Source organism: Streptomyces sp. NPDC057877 (genome assembly GCF_042796855.1).
Lineage (GTDB): Bacteria > Actinomycetota > Actinomycetes > Streptomycetales > Streptomycetaceae > Streptomyces.
This window is the reverse complement of the sequence record NZ_JBHVMS010000007.1, coordinates 279,077-296,577: the sequence shown is the minus strand read 5'-3', so window position 1 is coordinate 296,577 and position 17,501 is coordinate 279,077. Positions and strand designations below refer to the sequence as shown.

16 protein-coding genes are annotated in these 17,501 nt (G+C 73.0%); 7 read left to right on the top strand and 9 right to left on the bottom strand.

Annotated elements, in window-relative coordinates:
• Positions 1 to 5: 5 nt before the first annotated feature.
• The 4 genes from ACFVQG_RS22860 to ACFVQG_RS22845 are packed head-to-tail and all read right to left on the bottom strand — an operon-like array spanning position 6 to position 4,537.
• A complete protein-coding gene (locus ACFVQG_RS22860) occupies positions 6 to 923 on the bottom strand; it encodes a DUF2510 domain-containing protein (RefSeq protein ID WP_383387059.1) in 918 nt (305 codons plus the stop codon).
• Positions 924 to 972: 49 nt separating this feature from the next.
• Positions 973 to 1,785: a 3-oxoacyl-ACP reductase gene (locus ACFVQG_RS22855; RefSeq protein WP_383386351.1), complete on the bottom strand. Its 813-nt coding sequence runs from the start codon at positions 1,783 to 1,785 to the stop codon at positions 973 to 975.
• The gene (locus ACFVQG_RS22850; RefSeq protein ID WP_383387055.1) at positions 1,782 to 3,155 is read right to left on the bottom strand and encodes an aldehyde dehydrogenase family protein; all 1,374 of its coding nucleotides are present in this window, start codon (positions 3,153 to 3,155) and stop codon (positions 1,782 to 1,784) included. Before ACFVQG_RS22850 ends, ACFVQG_RS22855 begins: the two co-directional genes overlap by 4 nt.
• A gap of 17 nt (positions 3,156 to 3,172) precedes the next feature.
• Positions 3,173 to 4,537, bottom strand: a complete 1,365-nt coding sequence (locus tag ACFVQG_RS22845) for a glutamine synthetase family protein (RefSeq protein WP_383386348.1) — start codon at positions 4,535 to 4,537, stop codon at positions 3,173 to 3,175.
• 121 nt (positions 4,538 to 4,658) lie between these two features.
• On the opposite strand from ACFVQG_RS22845, the gene ACFVQG_RS22840 reads away from it, so the two are divergent.
• The 3 genes from ACFVQG_RS22840 (at position 4,659) to ACFVQG_RS22830 (ending at position 7,673) form a co-directional block, all read left to right on the top strand.
• Positions 4,659 to 5,390, top strand: coding sequence for a FadR/GntR family transcriptional regulator (locus ACFVQG_RS22840; RefSeq protein ID WP_383386345.1), 732 nt, complete (start codon positions 4,659 to 4,661; stop codon positions 5,388 to 5,390).
• 97 nt (positions 5,391 to 5,487) lie between these two features.
• Positions 5,488 to 6,933 carry an ethanolamine permease gene (gene eat, locus ACFVQG_RS22835; RefSeq protein WP_383386342.1) on the top strand — a complete coding sequence of 482 codons (1,446 nt, stop codon included), beginning with the start codon at positions 5,488 to 5,490 and terminating at the stop codon, positions 6,931 to 6,933.
• Positions 6,934 to 6,956: 23 nt separating this feature from the next.
• The gene (locus ACFVQG_RS22830; RefSeq protein ID WP_383386339.1) at positions 6,957 to 7,673 is read left to right on the top strand and encodes a gamma-glutamyl-gamma-aminobutyrate hydrolase family protein; all 717 of its coding nucleotides are present in this window, start codon (positions 6,957 to 6,959) and stop codon (positions 7,671 to 7,673) included.
• On the opposite strand, the gene ACFVQG_RS22825 is transcribed toward ACFVQG_RS22830, so the two are convergent.
• Positions 7,656 to 8,582, bottom strand: coding sequence for a LysR family transcriptional regulator (locus tag ACFVQG_RS22825; protein WP_383386336.1), 927 nt, complete (start codon positions 8,580 to 8,582; stop codon positions 7,656 to 7,658). The genes ACFVQG_RS22830 and ACFVQG_RS22825 overlap by 18 nt on opposite strands.
• A 71-nt stretch (positions 8,583 to 8,653) precedes the next feature.
• On the opposite strand from ACFVQG_RS22825, the gene ACFVQG_RS22820 reads away from it, so the two are divergent.
• Positions 8,654 to 9,751, top strand: coding sequence for a TDT family transporter (locus tag ACFVQG_RS22820; protein WP_383386334.1), 1,098 nt, complete (start codon positions 8,654 to 8,656; stop codon positions 9,749 to 9,751).
• On the opposite strand, the gene ACFVQG_RS22815 is transcribed toward ACFVQG_RS22820, so the two are convergent.
• The 4 genes from ACFVQG_RS22815 to ACFVQG_RS22800 form a co-directional block, all read right to left on the bottom strand.
• Positions 9,678 to 10,400 (bottom strand): helical backbone metal receptor, encoded by a 723-nt coding sequence (locus tag ACFVQG_RS22815; RefSeq protein ID WP_383386331.1) that lies wholly within the window; start codon positions 10,398 to 10,400, stop codon positions 9,678 to 9,680. The two genes, ACFVQG_RS22820 and ACFVQG_RS22815, sit on opposite strands and share 74 nt — an antisense overlap.
• 4 nt (positions 10,401 to 10,404) lie before the next feature.
• A complete protein-coding gene (locus ACFVQG_RS22810) occupies positions 10,405 to 10,971 on the bottom strand; it encodes a helix-turn-helix domain-containing protein (protein ID WP_383386328.1) in 567 nt (188 codons plus the stop codon).
• Between the two features lie 511 nt (positions 10,972 to 11,482).
• Positions 11,483 to 13,306, bottom strand: a complete 1,824-nt coding sequence (locus ACFVQG_RS22805; RefSeq protein ID WP_383386325.1) for an ABC transporter permease/substrate binding protein — start codon at positions 13,304 to 13,306, stop codon at positions 11,483 to 11,485.
• On the bottom strand, positions 13,299 to 14,381 hold the full coding sequence (locus tag ACFVQG_RS22800) for a glycine betaine/L-proline ABC transporter ATP-binding protein (protein WP_383386322.1): 1,083 nt from the start codon (positions 14,379 to 14,381) through the stop codon (positions 13,299 to 13,301). Before ACFVQG_RS22800 ends, ACFVQG_RS22805 begins: the two co-directional genes overlap by 8 nt.
• A gap of 188 nt (positions 14,382 to 14,569) precedes the next feature.
• Here ACFVQG_RS22800 and ACFVQG_RS22795 point away from each other — a divergent pair, with 188 nt between their 5' ends.
• The 3 genes from ACFVQG_RS22795 (at position 14,570) to ACFVQG_RS22785 (ending at position 17,495) form a co-directional block, all read left to right on the top strand.
• Positions 14,570 to 15,502, top strand: coding sequence for a 5'-3' exonuclease H3TH domain-containing protein (locus tag ACFVQG_RS22795; RefSeq protein WP_383386320.1), 933 nt, complete (start codon positions 14,570 to 14,572; stop codon positions 15,500 to 15,502).
• 150 nt (positions 15,503 to 15,652) lie between these two features.
• On the top strand, positions 15,653 to 16,498 hold the full coding sequence (locus ACFVQG_RS22790) for a siderophore-interacting protein (protein WP_383386317.1): 846 nt from the start codon (positions 15,653 to 15,655) through the stop codon (positions 16,496 to 16,498).
• 31 nt (positions 16,499 to 16,529) lie between these two features.
• On the top strand, positions 16,530 to 17,495 hold the full coding sequence (locus ACFVQG_RS22785) for an RluA family pseudouridine synthase (protein WP_383386314.1): 966 nt from the start codon (positions 16,530 to 16,532) through the stop codon (positions 17,493 to 17,495).
• Positions 17,496 to 17,501 lie beyond the last annotated feature (6 nt).

Genomic DNA, 17,501 nt, shown 5'->3' with positions numbered 1-17,501 from the left:
CGTCTCTACTCGGTCGGGCCGATGCTGCTGCCCACCCCGCCGCCGGTGTCCGCGTCGCCGATCGGCCGGATGCCCTGGGTGATCCGGTCCATGTCGGCGAGCGGCGGGCCGTCCTCGCCCGCGTCGAAGACGTAGCGGACGATGACCGGCGCCTCGACGCCGACGGTGGAGTGGAAGGCCAGCGACTGGACGTAACCGCCGGGCCCCTTGGCGGTCTTGACGCGCCAGCGCACCAGGTAACCGGCGCGGCCCGCCACCGCGACCGGCTCCGACTTCACGACCTCGTGGGACTCCATGCCGCCGAAGGGGCGGCGGTCGAGGCGGTCGCGGTCGTAGGCCTCCTCGGCGGCCTCCTTGATGTCGGCCTTGGCGAGGGCCTCGGGGGACGTCTCGTCGTTCACGGTGACGGTCTGGGAGACGACCTGCCCGTGGCGGCACAGGCCGCCGTCGCCGGGGCAGTCGTAGGTGCCGTCCGTGGTCATCAGGACGTTGCCGTCGGAGACGTACTTGGGGCGCACCCAGCCGCCGAGCAGCGGCAGGGTGATGCCGTTCAGCTCGTCGACCACCACGGACGGGTCGTCGGCGGAGGGTGCGGAGGGCGACGGCGAGGGGGACGGGGGCTCGCTGGTCTCCTCCTCGGTGGAGGTGGCGACCGTGGGGGGCGGCGGCGTGCCGGTGGGGTCGTCGTCCTTGCCGAGGAGGATGGTGCCGGTGACGATCGCGGCGACCACGACGGCCGCGGCGGTGGTGAGGGCGATGGTCTTCACGCCCGTCCCGCTCGTCGCGCCCGGCGACGGCGGCGGGGCCGGTGCGGGCACCGGCTGTTCCGGCGTGCGCCGGTGGTCGGTCCATGCCGTGCCGTCCCACCAGCGCTCCAGGTGCGGGGCGTGCGGGTCGGGGTACCAGCCGGGCGGGGGTGTCATGCTCACCCGGGCCACTGTAGGACGTGACCCGGGGTGAGCGGGGCGGGGCCTACAGGGGTGTGACGTACGCCCCCGAGATGCCGCCGTCGACGAGGAAGTCGGTGGCGTTGACGAAGGAGGAGTCGTCGCTGGCCAGGAAGGCGACGGCGGCGGCGATCTCCTCGGCCTCGGCGAACCGGCCCAGCGGGATGTGCACCAGGCGGCGCGCGGCCCGCTCGGGGTCCTTGGCGAACAGCTCCTGGAGCAGCGGGGTGTTGACCGGGCCGGGGCACAGCGCGTTGACGCGGATGCCCTCCCGGGCGAACTGCACGCCCAGTTCGCGGGACATGGCGAGGACGCCGCCCTTGGACGCGGTGTAGGAGATCTGCGAGGTGGCCGCGCCCATCCGGGCCACGAACGACGCCGTGTTGATGATGGACCCCTTGCCCTGGCGCCGCATGTAGGGAAGCGCCGCCTTGCAGCACAGGTAGACGGAGGTGAGGTTGACCTCCTGCACCCGCTTCCAGGCCTCAAGACCGGTCTCCAGGATGGAGTCGTCGTCGGGCGGCGAGATGCCCGCGTTGTTGAAGGCGACGTCGACGCTGCCGTAGGTGTCGTAGGCCGCCTTGAACAGCGCCTCGACCTGTTCGGCGTCGGTGACGTCGACCTTCACGAACAGCCCGCCGACCTCCTCGGCGGCGGCCTTGCCGCGGGTCTCGTCGACGTCGCCGCAGACGACGTGGGCGCCCTCGGCGGCGAGGCGGCGGACGGTGGCCAGGCCGATGCCGCTGCCCGCGCCGGTGACGACGGCGGTACGGCCGACCAGTCGGCGGCAGACGGACTCCGGGGCCGGGGAGGAGGTGCGGGAAGTCTCTTCGGTCACTGTGCGGGGCCCTCCGTGCTGATGAAGACGTTCTTGGTTTCGGTGAAGGCGGCCAGGGCGTCCGGGCCCAGCTCGCGGCCGATGCCGGACTGCTTGAACCCGCCGAAGGGGGTCCAGTAGCGGACGCTGGAGTGGGAGTTGACGGACAGGTTGCCCGCGCGCACGGCCTGGGAGACGCGCAGGGCGCGGCCGATGTCTCGGGTCCACAGGGAGCCGGAGAGTCCGTAGGGGGTGTCGTTGGCGAGGCGGATCGCGTCGGCCTCGTCGTCGAAGGGGAGGACCACGGCGACGGGGCCGAAGACCTCCTCGACGGCCACGCGCGCGTGCGGGTCTACTCCGGTCAGGACGGTGGGCGGGAACCAGAAGCCGGGGCCCTCGGGGGCCTTGCCGCGGATGCCGGTCGCGTCGGGGCCGACGTAGGAACGGACGCGGTCCAGCTGGGTCCTGGAGATCAGCGGGCCCATGTCGGTGGTCTCGTCGGACGGGTCGCCGACGCGTACGGCCTCGATCGCCGGGGCCAGCAGCTCCAGGAAGCGGTCGTACACCGTCCGCTGGACGAGGACGCGGGTGCGGGCGCAGCAGTCCTGTCCGGAGTTGTCGAGGAAGGACATGGGGGTGGCCTGGGCGGCGGTTTCGACGTCGGCGTCCGCGAAGACGATGTTGGGGCTCTTGCCGCCGAGTTCGAGGGTGACTGGCTTGAGCAGCGCCGACCCCTTCGCCGCCACCTGTTTGCCCACGGCCGTTGACCCGGTGAAGACGATCTTCGCCACGCCCGGGTGCTCGACGAGGGCGTTGCCCGCGACCGGCCCGTGTCCAGGCAGGACCTGGAACAGGCCCTCGGGGAGTCCCGCCGCCAGGGCAAGCTCCGCCAGCCGCAGCGCCGTCAGCGGAGTCGTCTCGGCGGGCTTGAGGAGTACGGCGTTGCCCGCGGCGAGCGCGGGTGCCGTGCCCCAGGCCGCGATCGGCATGGGGAAGTTCCACGGCGCGATGACGCCGACCACGCCGAGCGGTTCGAGGAGGGTGACGTCGAGGCCGCCGGGCACCGGGATCTGCCGTCCGGTGAGCCGCTCCACCCCGCCCGCCGCGTAGTCGAGCAGGTCGCGGACGTTGCCCGCCTCCCAGCGGGCGTTGCCGACGGTGTGCCCGGCCTCCCGGACCTCCAACGCGGCGAGTTCCTCGAGGTGTTCGTCGACGGCCACGGCGAACCGGCGCAGTTGCCGGGCCCGGTCGCCCGGGGCCAGGGCCGCCCACCGGGTCTGGGCGCGGGCGGCCCGTACGACCGCCGCGTCCACGTCGGCGGCGCTGGCGGCCGGGACGGTGGCGACGATCTCTTCGGTGGCCGGGTTCAGTACCTGGAGCTGGTCGGACAAGTGGGACAAGTGGGGCCTCACATGCGTTCGAAGGAGCGGCGCAGCTCCCAGTCGGTGACCGCCGCGTCGAAGGCGTCCAGCTCGACGCGGGCCATGTTGCGGTAGTGCGCGACGACCCCGTCCCCGAAGGCCGCCTTGGCGATCGGGCTGTTCTCCCACAGCTCGGCGGCCTCCCGCAGCGTGCTGGGCACATGCTCGTACTCGGCGGTGTAGGCGTTGCCGGGGCACGCCTCGGGCAGTTCGAGCCGCCGCTCGATGCCGTACAGGCCCGCGGCCACCATCCCGGCGACCGCGAGGTGCGGGTTGACGTCGCCGCCGGGCAGCCGGTTCTCGAAGCGCAGGGAGCGGCCGTGGCCGACCACCCGCAGCGCACAGGTGCGGTTGTCGTGGCCCCAGGCGACGGCGGTCGGGGCGAAGGAGCCGGGCTGGAACCGCTTGTACGAGTTGATGTGGGGCGCGTAGAGCAGCGCGAAGTCCCGCAGCGCGGCCAACTGCCCGGCGAGGAAGTACCGCATGACGTCGGACATGCCCCCGGGGCCGTCGCCCGCCATGACGTTGGTGCCGTCGGCGTCGGCGAGGGAGAGGTGGATGTGGCAGGAGTTGCCCTCGCGCTCGTTGTACTTGGCCATGAAGGTGAGTGAGCAGCCCTCCTGCGCGGCGATCTCCTTGGCGCCGGTCTTGTAGACGGCGTGCTGGTCGCAGGTGACCAGGGCCTCGGCGTAGCGGAAGGCGATCTCGTGCTGGCCGGGGTTGCACTCGCCCTTGGCGGACTCGACGGTCATCCCGGCGCCCGCCATCTCGTTGCGGATGCGGCGCAGCAGGGGCTCGACGCGGCCGGTGCCGAGGACGGAGTAGTCGATGTTGTACTGGTTCGCCGGGGTGAGGCCGCGGTAGCCCGCGTCCCAGGCCTGTTCGTAGGTGTCCTTGAAGACGATGAACTCCAGCTCGGTGCCGACCTGCGCGGTCAGTCCGTGTTCGGCGAGGCGCTCCAGCTGGCGGCGGAGTATCTGGCGGGGCGCGGCGACGACCGGGGAGCCGTCGTCCCAGGCCAGGTCGGCGATCACCATGGCGGTGCCGGGGTGCCAGGGCACCCGGTGCAGGGTGGCGAGGTCGGGGTGCATGGCGAAGTCGCCGTAGCCGCGCTCCCAGGAGGACATCTCGTAGCCGTCGACGGTGTTCATGTCGGCGTCGACGGCGAGGAGGTAGTTGCAGCCCTCGGTGCCGTGCTGGAGGACCTCGTCGAGGAAGAAGCGGGCGGCGAACCGCTTGCCCTGGAGCCGTCCCTGCATGTCCGGGAAGGCCAGGACGACGGTGTCGATCTCACCGCCCGCGACGAGGGCGTGCAGTTCCTCGACTCCGAGGGGTGGTGTGCGGTCTGCCACGGAGGGGCCTCCTTGGGGCGCTTCTCACTCTTCGTGGACGGGGCCGGGAGCCATAAGGTGAGCGATGACTGCGCCATAAGGTATTGCGGCAGACCTTTGCTTGGGAAGGGGGCACGGCGACATGGCGGACGCTGGTGTCCGGGTGGAGGACCGGCTGGCGCCGGTGCTGCGGCCGGTGCGGGCGGGCAACGGCTTCGAGGAGGCGCTGGAGCAGATCCTCCAGGTGGTGCGGCTCGGGCTGGTGGCGGGTGGTGAGCGGCTGCCCGCGGAGCGGGACCTGGCGGAGCGGCTCGGCATCAGCCGGGTGACCCTGCGCGAGGTGCTGAAGGTGCTCCAGGACCAGGGGCTGGTCGAGGCGCGGCGCGGTCGCTACGGCGGCACCTTCGTGCTGCCGCGCGCCGAGGGCGGCGGCGAGGACGAGCTGCGGCGCCGGATCGCCGGGGTGGACATCGAGGACATGCTGCGCTTCCGGGAGGTGCTCGAGGTGGGCGCGGCCGGGCTGTGCGCCGCGGACGGGCTGACCGGGGCGCGGGCGGCACGGCTGCGCGGGGCGCTGACGGCCACGCATGACGCGCCGCTGACCGAGTACCGCCGCCTGGACACCCTGCTCCACCTGACGCTGGCCGAGCTGTGCGGCTCACCGAGCCTGACGGCGCAGTACGCGGCGGTACGGGCCACGGTGAACGACCTGCTCGACTGCATCCCGCTGCTGGTGCGCAACCTGGAGCACTCGCAGCGCCAGCACGAGGCGCTGGTGGAGGCGGTGCTCGACGGGGACGCGGACGGCGCGCGGGAGATGATGCGCGAGCACTGCGCGGGGACGGCGGCGCTGCTGCGGGGGTTCCTCGCGTGAACTTTACGGCGACTTAACGCACGGGTATTGCCTTCCCCCCACCGGGACCACAAAGGTATGCCTCCATTCCATTGAGCCAGTCCCTGGAAGGTGCCGCATGACCGTGGAACCCTCGTCACCACAGGCCGCCGACCCGGCGGACGACTACCTCCGGCGCAGGGCACTGCGCCGCGGCAGCGCGGGCTGGCTGCTGCTGACCGGCCTCGGCGTCGCGTACGTCGTCTCCGGCGACTACTCGGGCTGGAACTTCGGCCTGGCCGAGGGCGGCTTCGGCGGGCTGGCCATCGCCATGGTGCTGATGGGCGCCATGTACACCTGCATGGTCTTCGCGCTCGCCGAGCTGTCCTCGATCCTGCCCACCGCGGGCGGCGGCTACGGCTTCGCCCGGCGCGCGCTGGGCCCGTGGGGCGGCTTCCTGACCGGTACGGCGATCCTCATCGAGTACGTCCTCGCGCCCGCCGCGATCGTCATCTTCATCGGGGACTACGTCGAGTCGCTCGGCCTGTTCGGCCTGGAGTCGGGCTGGCCGGTGTACCTGGTCTGCTTCGCGATCTTCCTCGGCATCCATCTGTGGGGCGTGGGCGAGGCGCTGCGGTTCAGCTTCGTGGTGACCGGTATCGCGGTGGTGGCGCTGATCGTGTTCGCGGTGGCGGCGCTGCCGCACTTCGACGCCTCCACGCTGGACGACATCCCGGTGGACACGACCGCGGCCGGTTCGAGTTCCTGGCTGCCGATGGGCCTGCTCGGCATCTGGGCCGCGTTCCCCTTCGGGATGTGGTTCTTCCTCGGCGTCGAGGGCGTGCCGCTGGCCGCCGAGGAGACCAGGGAGCCGTCCCGCACGCTGCCGAGGGCGATCGTGTGGTCCATGGGCATCCTGGTCGTCCTGGCCGTGGTCACCTTCGTGACGGCGGCCGGGGCGCGCGGCTCGGCGGCGATCCAGGAGGCGGGCAACCCGCTGGTGGAGGCGCTCCAGCCGGACGGCGAGGCGACGGCGTGGAGCCGGATCGTCAACTACGCGGGGCTCGCGGGCCTGGTGGCGTCGTTCTTCTCCCTCATCTACGCGGGCTCGCGCCAGTTGTTCGCGCTGTCCCGGGCGGGCTATCTGCCGAGGTTCCTGTCGTTGACCAGCGGCCGCAAGGCGCCGTATCTGGGGCTGCTGGTGCCGGGCGCGATCGGCTTCGCCCTGGCGGCGGGTACCGGTGACGGGGCGCGGATGCTGAACGTGGCGGTCTTCGGCGCGACGATCTCGTACGCGCTGATGTCCCTGTCGCACATCGTGCTGCGCCGCCGCGAGCCGGGTCTGGAGCGGCCCTACCGCACGCCGGGCGGGGTGCTGACGTCGTCGGTGGCGCTGGTGCTGGCCTGCGCGGCGCTGGTGGCGACGTTCCTGGTCGACGTGACCGCGGCGTTCATCGCGCTGGCGGTGTACATCGTGGCGCTGGCGTACTTCGGCCTGTACAGCCGTAAGCGTCTGGTGGCGAAGGCGCCGGAGGAGGAGTTCGCGGCGCTGGCCGCGGCGGAGGCAGAGTTGGCACGGGACTGACCGGGACAGCCGAGGGAGAGTGTGTGGTGGCCAGGCCGCTGATCGGGATCAGCACCTATCTGGAGTCCGGGGCGCGCTGGGGCGTGTGGGAGCTGGAGGCGGCACTGCTGCCCGCCGGTTACCCGCGCCTGGTGCAGCGGGCGGGCGGCCTGGCCGCGATGCTCCCGCCGGACGCGCCGGAGCACGCCGCGGCGACGGTGGCCCGGCTGGACGGCCTGGTGATCGCGGGCGGCCCCGACGTGGACCCCATCCGCTACGGCGCCGACCGCGACCCGCGCACCGGCCCGCCCGCCCGGGAACGGGACGCCTGGGAACTCGCCCTCGTCCGAGCGGCCCTTGACGCGCGCGTGCCGCTCCTCGGCATCTGCCGCGGCATGCAGCTCCTGAACGTCGCCCTCGGCGGCACGCTCGTCCAGCACCTCGACGGCCACGCCGAGGTGGTCGGCGTCTTCGGCCGCCACCCCGTCAAGCCCGTCCCCGGCACGCTCTACGCCGGTGCCGTCCCGGAGGAGGCCTCGGTACCGACGTACCACCACCAGGCCATCGACCGCCTCGGCACCGGCCTGGTCCCGTCCGCCCACGCCGCCGACGGCACCGTGGAGGCGGTGGAACTGCCGCCCTCCGAGGACGGCGGCTGGGTGCTGGGGGTGCAGTGGCATCCGGAGATGGGGGAGGACGTACGGGTCATGGGCGCGCTGGTCGGGGCGGCGGCGGGGGCGCGCCTACCCCCGCGTCAGTGACAGCAGGTCCCGCGCCGGACCCGTGGGCCGGTGCCCCGTGGGCCACACGGCGCGCAGCGCGCGCTCGAGGGAGACGTCGGCGAGGGGGACGCTGACCAGGCGGCGCATGGTGAGTTCCTCGCGGACGGCGAGTTCGCTGAGGACGGAGGGGCCCGCGCCGCTGACCGCGGCGGCCTTGACGGCCGTGGTGGAGGACAGCTCGATCAGGGGGCGGGCCAGGCCGCCGAGGGCCGTGTCCAGGACCTGGCGGGTGCCGGAGCCCTTCTCGCGCAGGATCAGGGGGGTGGCCGCCAGCTCGGCGGCCGACAGCGGACGGCGGCGCCGGGCCCAGGGATGGCCGGGGGCGGTCACCACGATCAGGCGGTCATGGGCGACGACCGTGGAGTCCAGGCCGGGCGGCACGGTCAGCCCCTCCACGAAGCCCAGGTCCGCCTCGTCCGCGAGGAGGCGTTCCACGACCGCCGCCGAGTTGCCCGCGAGCAGCGACACCGCCGTGTCGGGGCGCTCGGCGCGCAGCGCGAGCAGCCACCCCGGCAGCAGGTACTCGGCGATGGTCATGCTCGCCGCGACCCGCAGCCGCGAGTCCCGCCGGTGCCGCAGCGCCTGGGCGCCCGCGTCGAAGGCCTCGGCGGCCTCGACGACCCGCCGCGCCCAGTCCGTCACCAGGGCCCCCGCGTCCGTGAGCCGCGAGCCGCGCGGCGAGCGGTCCACGAGGGCCACCCCCAGCTGCCGCTCCATGGAGCGGATCCGGCTGCTGGCGGCGGGCTGGGTGATGCCGACCTCCCGCGCCGCCGCGCCCAGGCTGCCCAGCCGGGCCACCGCCAGCAGCAGCTCCAGCGCTCCCAGGTCGGGTACCCGGTGCGCGAGGGTGCCGGGGTGGCCGTGCCCCTGTTCCTCCATGTCGGTCATAAACCCAGCTTATGCCGTGATAGAGACGAGCCCTCTGGTCGCACCCCCCGCCCCGCCGCACCGTGGATCCCATGGTCACCTCCGTCCGTCACCTGGGACCCAACTGGTACGCCACCGTCATGGGCACCGCGATCCTCGCCACCGCGGGTCACCGCCTCGCCCCGGCCCCGCTCACCCTGTGGGCCGCCGTGTGGTGCCTCTCCCTCGCCCTGCTGGCCGCGCTCCTCACCGCCCGCGCCCTGCACTGGACCCACCACCGCGACCAGGCCCGCGCCCACCTCCTCGACCCGGCGACGGCACCCTTCTACGGCTGCCTGGCGATGGCCCTGCTGGCCGTCGGCGGCGGCTCCCTCACCGTCGGCCAGGAGTGGGCCGGTCCGGCGGCGGTGGCGCTGGGCGCCGGGCTGTTCGGCACCGGTACGGTCGTCGGGCTGGCGGCGGCCGTCGTGGTGCCGTACCTGATGGCCGTACACCACCGCGTACGGCTGCCAGACGCGTCCCCCGTGTGGCTGTTGCCGCTGGTCGCGCCGATGGTGTCGGCCGCTGTCGGGCCGTTGCTGGTGCCGTCGCTGCCCGCCGGGCAGGCCCGGGAGACCCTGCTGCTGGCGTGCGTGGCGATGTTCGGGCTCAGTCTCCTCGCGACCCTGCTGATGCTGCCGATGGTCTTCGCCCGGCTGCTCACGGGCGGCCCGCTGCCCCTCGCCGTCACCCCGACGCTGTTCCTGGTCCTCGGCCCGCTCGGGCAGTCCACGACGGCGGCCGGGCAGTTCGCGGACGTGGCACCCGGCGTGCTGCCCGCCCCGTACGCCGACGGCTTCAGGGCGCTCGCGGTCCTCTACGGCGTTCCCGTGACCGGCTTCGCGCTGCTGTGGGGCTGCCTCGCCACGGCCCATGTGCTGCGCGCCCGGCGGCACGGCATGCGCTTCGCGATGACGTGGTGGGCGTTCACCTTCCCCGTCGGCACCTGTGTGACCGGCGCGGAGTCGCTGGCCCGGCACACGTCGCTGGCCGCCTTCGGCTGGCTCGCGGCCGGGCTGTACGCCGTGCTGGCCGCCGCCTGGACCGCCGCCGCCGTGCCCACCGTGCGCGGCCTGGTCAGCGGTGCGCTGCTCGCAGGGCCGCGCCCAGCACCCGTGGCGCCTCGGCCAGTGACGGCCCGTACCACGTGAGGTGCCGCCCGTCGACGAGCGCACAGGCCAGCCCCGGGAAGGCCTCCGGCCCGTCCTCGGCGGTGAAGCGGTACGGCTCGTCGGGCAGCACCACGACATCCGGCGCCGCCGCGCACAGCTCGGGCAGCGGCACGCGCGGGTAGCGGTCGGGGTGCGCGGCGTAGTGGTTGTCGACGCCGAGCCGGGCCAGTACGTCGCCCGCGAAGGTGTCCCGGCCGAGCACCATCCACGGCCGCCGCCAGACCGGCACCACGGCGGTCGTACGACGCCCGGGAACCGGCAGCCCGGACCAGGCCGCCTCCGCCTCGTCCAGCCACCCCGGGCGCGCCCCGGCCCCGCAGGCGGCCAGCACCCGGTCCAGCTCGCGGAAGGCACCCGGCACGTCCCGCACCTCGGTGACCAGCACCTCGACGCCCGCCGCGCGCAGGGCGTCCAGGTCGGGGGCGCGGTTCTCCTCCTCGTTGGCCACGACCAGGTCGGGGGCGAGGGAGACGATCCGGGCGACGGCGGGGTTCTTGGTGCCACCGACGCGGGTGACGTCGAGGTCCGCCGGACGGCTGCACCAGTCGGTGGCGCCGACGAGGGCGCCCGGCACGGTCACCGCCACCGCCTCGGTCAGCGACGGCACCAGGGAGACCACACGGGGCACGGCGCTACCGGTGCCGGTCGTGGAGGGCCTCGATGTGCTCCGCCACGGCGACCACCAGCACGCGCGTCTCGGGCACGGTCGCCCGCCAGCGGTGCCGCACCCCGCCGGTGAGGTACAGGGTGTCGCCCCGGCCGAGGCGGTACGCGCGGCCCTCCGCCTCGATCTCCACGGCGCCGTCGGCGACGTACATCAACTGGTCGTTGCGGTACTGGAACTCACGGCCCGCGTCATGGTCGCCGGTGAACTCGGAGGCGTGCATCTGATGGTGACCGCGCACCAGCGACCGCACGCGCGGCTCGGGCACCGGCTCGGTGCCCTCCGCTCTCACGACGTCGACGCTGCACGCCGGGTCGGCTGCGGCGAGGAGTTCCACGGCGGTGGTGCGCAGCGCGTCGGCCACCTTCTCCAGGGAGCTGGTGCTGGGCCGCGCCCGGTCGTTCTCGACCTGGCTCAGGAAGGGCACCGACAGGCCGCTGCGTTCGGACACGACGGCGAGCGTGAGCTGTAGCGCCCGGCGCCGCCGCCGTACGGCCGCGCCCACTCGAAGGGGCTGTTCTTTGTGGTCGCCCATCGCTCCGGCTCCCTCCCTCGCTCGTCCTCGCTCCGTCACGCGTGTGCCGCTGCCCGGCACACTCTGCCTGTTGAGTTCTCTGCACCCTACGCATGTTCGGCAAACCGTTTCCCATGGCCGTCACATCGACGACACACTGCGTCGGGTACGACCTCACAGTTCACGCCACCTGGATCATCCCGCTCCGACCACCGGACGCGTAACCCCTTCCGCGGTGCGATCGCCAAGCGGAGCACCTGACCAGCGGCGGACGAAACGGCTCTCTACAGTTCAATGCACGGCCGTTCTTCCGTGTTCCCCCATCTTCCCGCCGTAGGCGGAGCGCGAAGTCGGTGCCCTCGGCACCCGGTTGGGGCCGGGTTCGGGGGGTGACATGGCGCTGCGTGGTTGTCCGGATCCTTTTGGTAGGCGCGCGGGCCGTGGAGCGGCACCACGAAGGGCGGGCCCCGCCGCGCACGAAAGCTCCGTACGGCGGTGCCCGCCCCTCGCGCGGCGGCCCGGGCCGGTCAGGTCACCCGGCCGCCCGGTTCTCGGCCGTCCCGTCGACGGGAGCCCACTTGTCCAGCAGGCCCGGGTGCTTCTTCAGCCAGGCGCGCACGGCGTCCTGCTCCTTGCCGCGGCCCGCCTTGAGGATCTGCGACTCCAGACCGGTGAGCTGCTCCTCGGTCATCGAGAAGTCCTTCAGCCACCGGGCGACCTCGGGGTTGTCCTCGGCGAAGCCGTCGCGTGCCACGGTGTGCACGCCGTCGCCCTTGCCCCAGACGCCCTTGGGGTCCTTGAGCTTCTTCAGCTCGTAGTCGTTGTACGCCCAGTGCGGCGACCAGAGGGTGACGACGACGGGCTCCTCGTTGGCGTAGGCGCGCTTCAACTCGGCGAGCATCGCCGGGGTGGAGCCGTCGACGACCCGGTAGGAGTCCTGCAGGCCGTACTCCTTGAGGACCTTGTCCTTGAGCAGGCCCATCATTCCGGCGCTCGGCTCGATGCCGATGATCTTGCCGTCGAAGTCGTCGGCGTGGTTCCTCAGGTCCTCCAGGGAGTTCACGTCGTCCATGTACGCCGGGACGGACAGCTCCAGGGAGGTGGGGCCGTACCAGGCGCCGAGGTCGTCGAGCCGCTCGCCGTACCGGGACCAGTACTCCCCGTGTGTGGTCGGCAGCCAGGCGTCCGTCTGGAAGTCGATCTGGCCGGTGGCGACGCCGGTGTAGAGGGGGCCCGCGGCGTACTGGGTGGTGGTCACCTCGAAGCCGCGGCGCTCCAGCATCTCCTTCCACAGGTAGGTGGAGGCGATGCCCTCGTCCCAGGGCAGGAAGCCGATCTTGACCTCCTTGCCCCGGCCGACGTTCGAGGCGGAGGCCTCGGCGGTGCCCGCGGTGGAGCCGAAGACGTTCACGCCGCCCGCGACCAGGGCGAGGACGACCACACCGACGACGGCGACGACGGGGCGCGGCCGGTGGGCCCACGGCCTGACGGCGGCGGCCGTGCGGGCGCGGGCGGCGGCGCGGCGGCCGAGCGGGGAGATCTGGGTGCCCAGGGCGCTGGTCATGCGGTCCAGGTAGATCGCGAGGACCACGATGGCGACGCCCGCCTCGAAGCCGTAGCCGATCTCCAGACGGCCGATGGCCTCGTTCACGGCGCCGCCGAGACCGCCGGTCCCGGCCATGCCGGCGATGACGACCATCGACAGACCGAGCATGATCACCTGGTTGACGCCCGCCATGATCGTCGGCAGTGCGAGCGGCAGCTGGACCCGGAGCAGGGTGTCGCGTGGGGTGGTGCCGAAGGCCTCGGCGGCCTCGACGAGTTCCTTGTCGACCTGGCGGATGCCCAGCTCGGTCATCCGGACGCCCGGGGCGATCGCGAAGATCAGCGTGGCGACGACACCGGCGGCGGTGCCGAGCCCGAAGAACAGGATCGCCGGGATCAGCAGCACCATCGACGGCATCGTCTGGAGCAGGTCGAGGACGGGCCGCACGGCCGCGCTGACCGTCTTGGAACGCGCGGCCCAGATGCCCAGCGGGACGGCGATCAGCAGGGCGATGGCGGTGGCGACGAGCACCAGGGCCAGCGTCGACATCGCGCGGTCCCACAGGTCGAGCGAGTCGACGAGGGCGAACCCGGCGAAGGCCAGGACGCCCGCGACGAGGCCGCGCAGCCACCAGGCGACCACCGCGAGGATGCCCGCGAGAAGCAGCGCCTCGGGAGCGGTGAGCACGGCGTTCACGGCGTCGTACAGGCCGCCGAGGACCGACTTGACCGCGTCGAACAGCCAGGACAGGTGGGTGAGCAGCCAGTCGACGCCGGAGTCGACCCAGTCACCGAGGTGGAGCCTAGGCACGGGCGGTCACCTTCCCGTCCGTGGCCGCACCGTCGCAGGGCTGCGGGTCCCCCGGCCACTCGGCGAGGAAGCCCACCAGCCGCCGCGACGGTACGACGCCGACGACGGTGCGGTCGGCGTCCAGTACGGCAACGGGGTGCGGCACGCGCGCGCTGAGGGCGCACAGCTCGTCGAACGGCATGCCGGGGGTCGCGGTGGCGCAGCCGCAGTCGGCCTCGTCGCCGCGCGGGCCGGTGTCCATGACGGCGGCGGCCGTCAGCACGCGCGAGCGGTCGACGTCCTTGGTGAAGGAGGCGACGTAGTCGTTCGCGGGGCGGAGCAGGATGTCCTCGGCGGTGCCGTTCTGCACGATGCGGCCGTCGCGCATGACGGCGATGCGGTCGCCCAGGCGCATGGCCTCGTTGAGGTCGTGGGTGATGAACACGATGGTCTTCTTCAGGGTCTGCTGGAGCTGCAGGAGTTGGTCCTGCATGTCGCGCCGGATCAGCGGGTCCAGCGCGCTGAAGGACTCGTCCATCAGCAGCAGGTCGGCGTCGGTGGCCAGCGCGCGGGCCAGGCCGACCCGCTGCTGCATGCCGCCGGACAGCTCGTCGGGCCAGGAGGACTCCCACCCGGCCAGCCCGCACAGCTCCAGTGCCTCGGCGGCGCGCTTCTCCCGCTCGGCGCGCGGGACGCCCTGCACGGCGAGGCCGTAGGCGGCGTTCTCCAGGACGCTGCGGTGCGGGAAGAGTGCGAAGTGCTGGAAGACCATGCTGATCTTCCGGGCGCGCACCTCGCGCAGCTCACGCTCGCCCAGCCCGGTGAGGTCCTGGCTGTCGAAGCGGACCTGACCCGCGGTCGGCTCCAGCAGCCCGTTGAGCATGCGCAGCAGGGTGGACTTCCCGGACCCGGACAGGCCCATCACCACGAAGATCTGACCGGGCTCGACGGTGAAGGAGGCGTCGATCACGGCCGCCGTGGTGCCGTCGGCCCGCAGCTCCTCCCGGTCGGCTCCGCCCCGCAGCCTCTCGACTGCCTCCCCCGGTCGTCTGCCGAACACCTTGTAAAGACGCTCGGCCTCTAGTCTCGCTGACACGCGTACCTCTTGCCTCGACTGCTGGAACGGAGCCACCGGCCGCAGGCAGTTGAACAAGCAACCGGCGCGGCTCCGCGGCGGCGCCTGCCCGGCCCCCTGACCGGCAAACACGCAAGTGGCCCAGTTCACAGGGGTGGGGCACGGCGGGCGAAGGGGCCGGAGACCGGCCGTTGTCAGTGCCGTGCGGCATGATGCGAGGCGTGACCGGACGACTGATGCTGCTTGACACCGCCTCGCTCTACTTCCGCGCCTACTTCGGGGTGCCGGAGTCCGTGAAAGCCATGGACGGCACCCCGGTGAACGCCGTGCGCGGGCTGCTGGAGTTCATCGACCGGCTGGTCCGTGACCACCGGCCCACGCACCTGGTCGCCTGCATGGACGCCGACTGGCGCCCGCAGTGGCGGGTCGATCTCATCCCGTCGTACAAGGCGCACCGCGTGGCCGAGGAGCGCGAGACGGGGCCGGACGCGGAGGAGGTGCCGGACACCCTCGCCCCGCAGGTGCCGGTCATCGAGGCCGTCCTGGACGCGATCGGCATCGCGCGGGTGGGCGTGCCGGGGTACGAGGCGGACGACGTGATCGGCACCTTCACCGCCCACGCCCAGACCCCGGTCGACATCGTCACCGGCGACCGCGACCTCTACCAGTTGGTGGACGACGCGCGCGGGGTGCGGGTGCTGTACCCGATCAAGGGCGTCGGCACCCTCCAGATCACGGACGAGTCGGTGCTGCGCGAGAAGTACGGCGTCGACGGCCCGGGGTACGCCGACCTCGCGCTGCTGCGCGGCGACCCCAGCGACGGACTGCCCGGCGTGCCCGGCATCGGCGAGAAGACGGCCGCCAAGCTGCTCGCCGAGTTCGGCGACCTGGCCGCGATCATGGCCGCCGTCGACGACCCGAAGGCCAGACTCACCCCGTCGCAGCGCAAGCGCCTCACCGAGGCCCGGCCCTACGTCGCCGTCGCGCCGAAGGTGGTGAAGGTCGCCGACGACGTCCCCCTGCCGGAGGTCGACCCCGCACTGCCCCGCACCCCGCGCAACCCCACCGGGCTCACCGAACTGGCGGCCCACTGGAACCTCGGCGGTTCCCTGGAACGCCTGCTCACCACGCTCGGGGCGTAGCGAGGCCCGCGCACGCGCCGCGCGAGCCGGTCACGAAGTGAATCCATTGGTTCCGTGCGCGAGACATCCCGAAGAGGGACACAAGAGGTCTCCCGGAGAAGGAAGTGCTAACTTAGGTAAACCTAAGCACGGGACAGCAGGGAGGCCGCCATGGCAGAACGTCCGGCCCGCAAGCCGCGCAGGGCCCATTCCGCGCAGGTCGTTCGCACCGAACGGCTCACTCCGCACATGCAGCGCGTGGTGCTCGGCGGCGACGGACTGGCCGACTTCTCGGCGGGCTCCTGCACCGACCACTATGTGAAGCTGCTGTTCCCGCCCGCGGCGGGCGTCCGCTACCCCGAGCCCTTCGACATGGAGCGGATCCGCGAGGAACTGCCCCGCGACCAGTGGCCGGTGACCCGCACGTACACCGTGCGCGCCTGGGACCCCGAACTGCACGAACTGACCCTGGACTTCGTCCTGCACGGCGACGAGGGCCTGGCCGGGCCCTGGGCCACCCACGCCCGCCCCGGCGACACCATCCGCTTCATGGGCCCCGGCGGCGCCTACGCCCCCGACCCGGACGCCGACTGGCATCTGCTCGTCGGCGACGAGAGCGCCCTGCCCGCCATCGCCGCCGCCCTGGAGGCGCTGCCCGACGGCTCCGAGGTCCGCGCCCTGGTGGAGATCGCCGGGCCCGAGGAGGAGCAGAAGATCGACTCCGACGCGGAGGTGGTCTGGCTGCACCGCGGTGACCGTCCGATCGGCGAGGCCCTGGTGGACGCCGTCCGCGCGCTGCCCTTCCCCGAGGGCCGCGTGCACGCCTTCGTGCACGGCGAGGCGACCTGGGTGAGGGAACTCCGCGGCCTGCTGCGCGTGGACCACCAGGTGCCCCGCGAGGACCTGTCCATCTCCGGCTACTGGCGCCTCGGCCACAACGAGGACGGCTGGCAGCAGTCCAAGCGCGAGTGGAACGCCCGCATCGAGGCCGAGCAGGAGGGCACCCCGGTCGCGTAGCCCACGACCGCGCGCCAGCCACGAGCCGACGATGAGACGCAGGACCCCCGCCCCGCCCTCCCCCCTCCCCCAGCGCGACGGCGTCGACCCCGTGCGGGTGCGGATGCCCGTCGACGGCACCTGGGACACCGTCCGGGACTACCTCGTGGCCCGGCTCACCGGCGCGGGCCCCGGCACGATCGACGCGATGCTCGCCTCCGGCCTGATCGTCGGGGTGGACGGGCGGCCGGTGCCCAAGGACGCGGCCTACGCGCCGGGCGCGTACGTGTGGTTCCACCGGGAGCTGCCCGACGAGGTGCCGGTGCCGTTCCCGCTGGCGGTGGTGCACCGGGACGAGCACATCGTCGTCGTGGACAAGCCCCACTTCCTGGCCACCACCCCGCGCGGCAGCCATGTCACCGAGACCGCGCTCGCCCGCCTCCGCCGCGAGCTGGGCGTGCCCACGCTCAGCGCCGCGCACCGGCTGGACCGGCTGACGGCGGGGCTGGTGCTGTTCACGGTGCGCCCCGAGGAACGCGGCGCCTACCAGACGCTGTTCCGCGACCGGCGGGTGCGCAAGGAGTACGAGGCCGTGGCGCCGTACGATCCCGCGCTCGCCCTGCCCCGGACCGTGCGCAGCCGGATGGTGAAGGAGCGCGGCTCGCTGACCGCCCGTGAGGTCGGGGGCGAACCGAACGCGGTCAGCCGCATCGAGCTGCTGGAGGCGCGCACCGGTGACGGCCTGGCCCGCTACCGGCTGCTGCCCGCGACCGGCCAGACCCACCAGCTGCGCGTCCATATGAACGCCCTCGGCCTGCCGATCCTCGGCGACCCCCTCTATCCCGAGGTGGCCGGGCCCGTCCCGCCCGACGACTTCCGCCGCCCCCTGCAACTCCTCGCGAAGGAGCTGGAGTTCACCGACCCGGTGACCGGGACACCGCACCGCTTCCGCACCGGGCGAACCCTCGGCGCCTGGTCCTCGTACGCCGAGTGGGCCGCCGGGGTGACGGCCCACTGACGGGAG

Coding starts and splice junctions, on each gene's coding strand:
- ACFVQG_RS22860 (WP_383387059.1), bottom strand. CDS start 923: ATGACACCCCCGCCCGGCTGGTACCCCGACCCGCACGCCCCGCACCTG.
- ACFVQG_RS22840 (WP_383386345.1), top strand. CDS start 4,659: ATGGCGGACGCTGGTGTCCGGGTGGAGGACCGGCTGGCGCCGGTGCTG.
- eat (WP_383386342.1), top strand. CDS start 5,488: ATGACCGTGGAACCCTCGTCACCACAGGCCGCCGACCCGGCGGACGAC.
- ACFVQG_RS22825 (WP_383386336.1), bottom strand. CDS start 8,582: ATGACCGACATGGAGGAACAGGGGCACGGCCACCCCGGCACCCTCGCG.
- ACFVQG_RS22820 (WP_383386334.1), top strand. CDS start 8,654: ATGGTCACCTCCGTCCGTCACCTGGGACCCAACTGGTACGCCACCGTC.
- ACFVQG_RS22810 (WP_383386328.1), bottom strand. CDS start 10,971: ATGGGCGACCACAAAGAACAGCCCCTTCGAGTGGGCGCGGCCGTACGG.
- ACFVQG_RS22795 (WP_383386320.1), top strand. CDS start 14,570: ATGATGCGAGGCGTGACCGGACGACTGATGCTGCTTGACACCGCCTCG.
- ACFVQG_RS22790 (WP_383386317.1), top strand. CDS start 15,653: ATGGCAGAACGTCCGGCCCGCAAGCCGCGCAGGGCCCATTCCGCGCAG.
- ACFVQG_RS22785 (WP_383386314.1), top strand. CDS start 16,530: ATGAGACGCAGGACCCCCGCCCCGCCCTCCCCCCTCCCCCAGCGCGAC.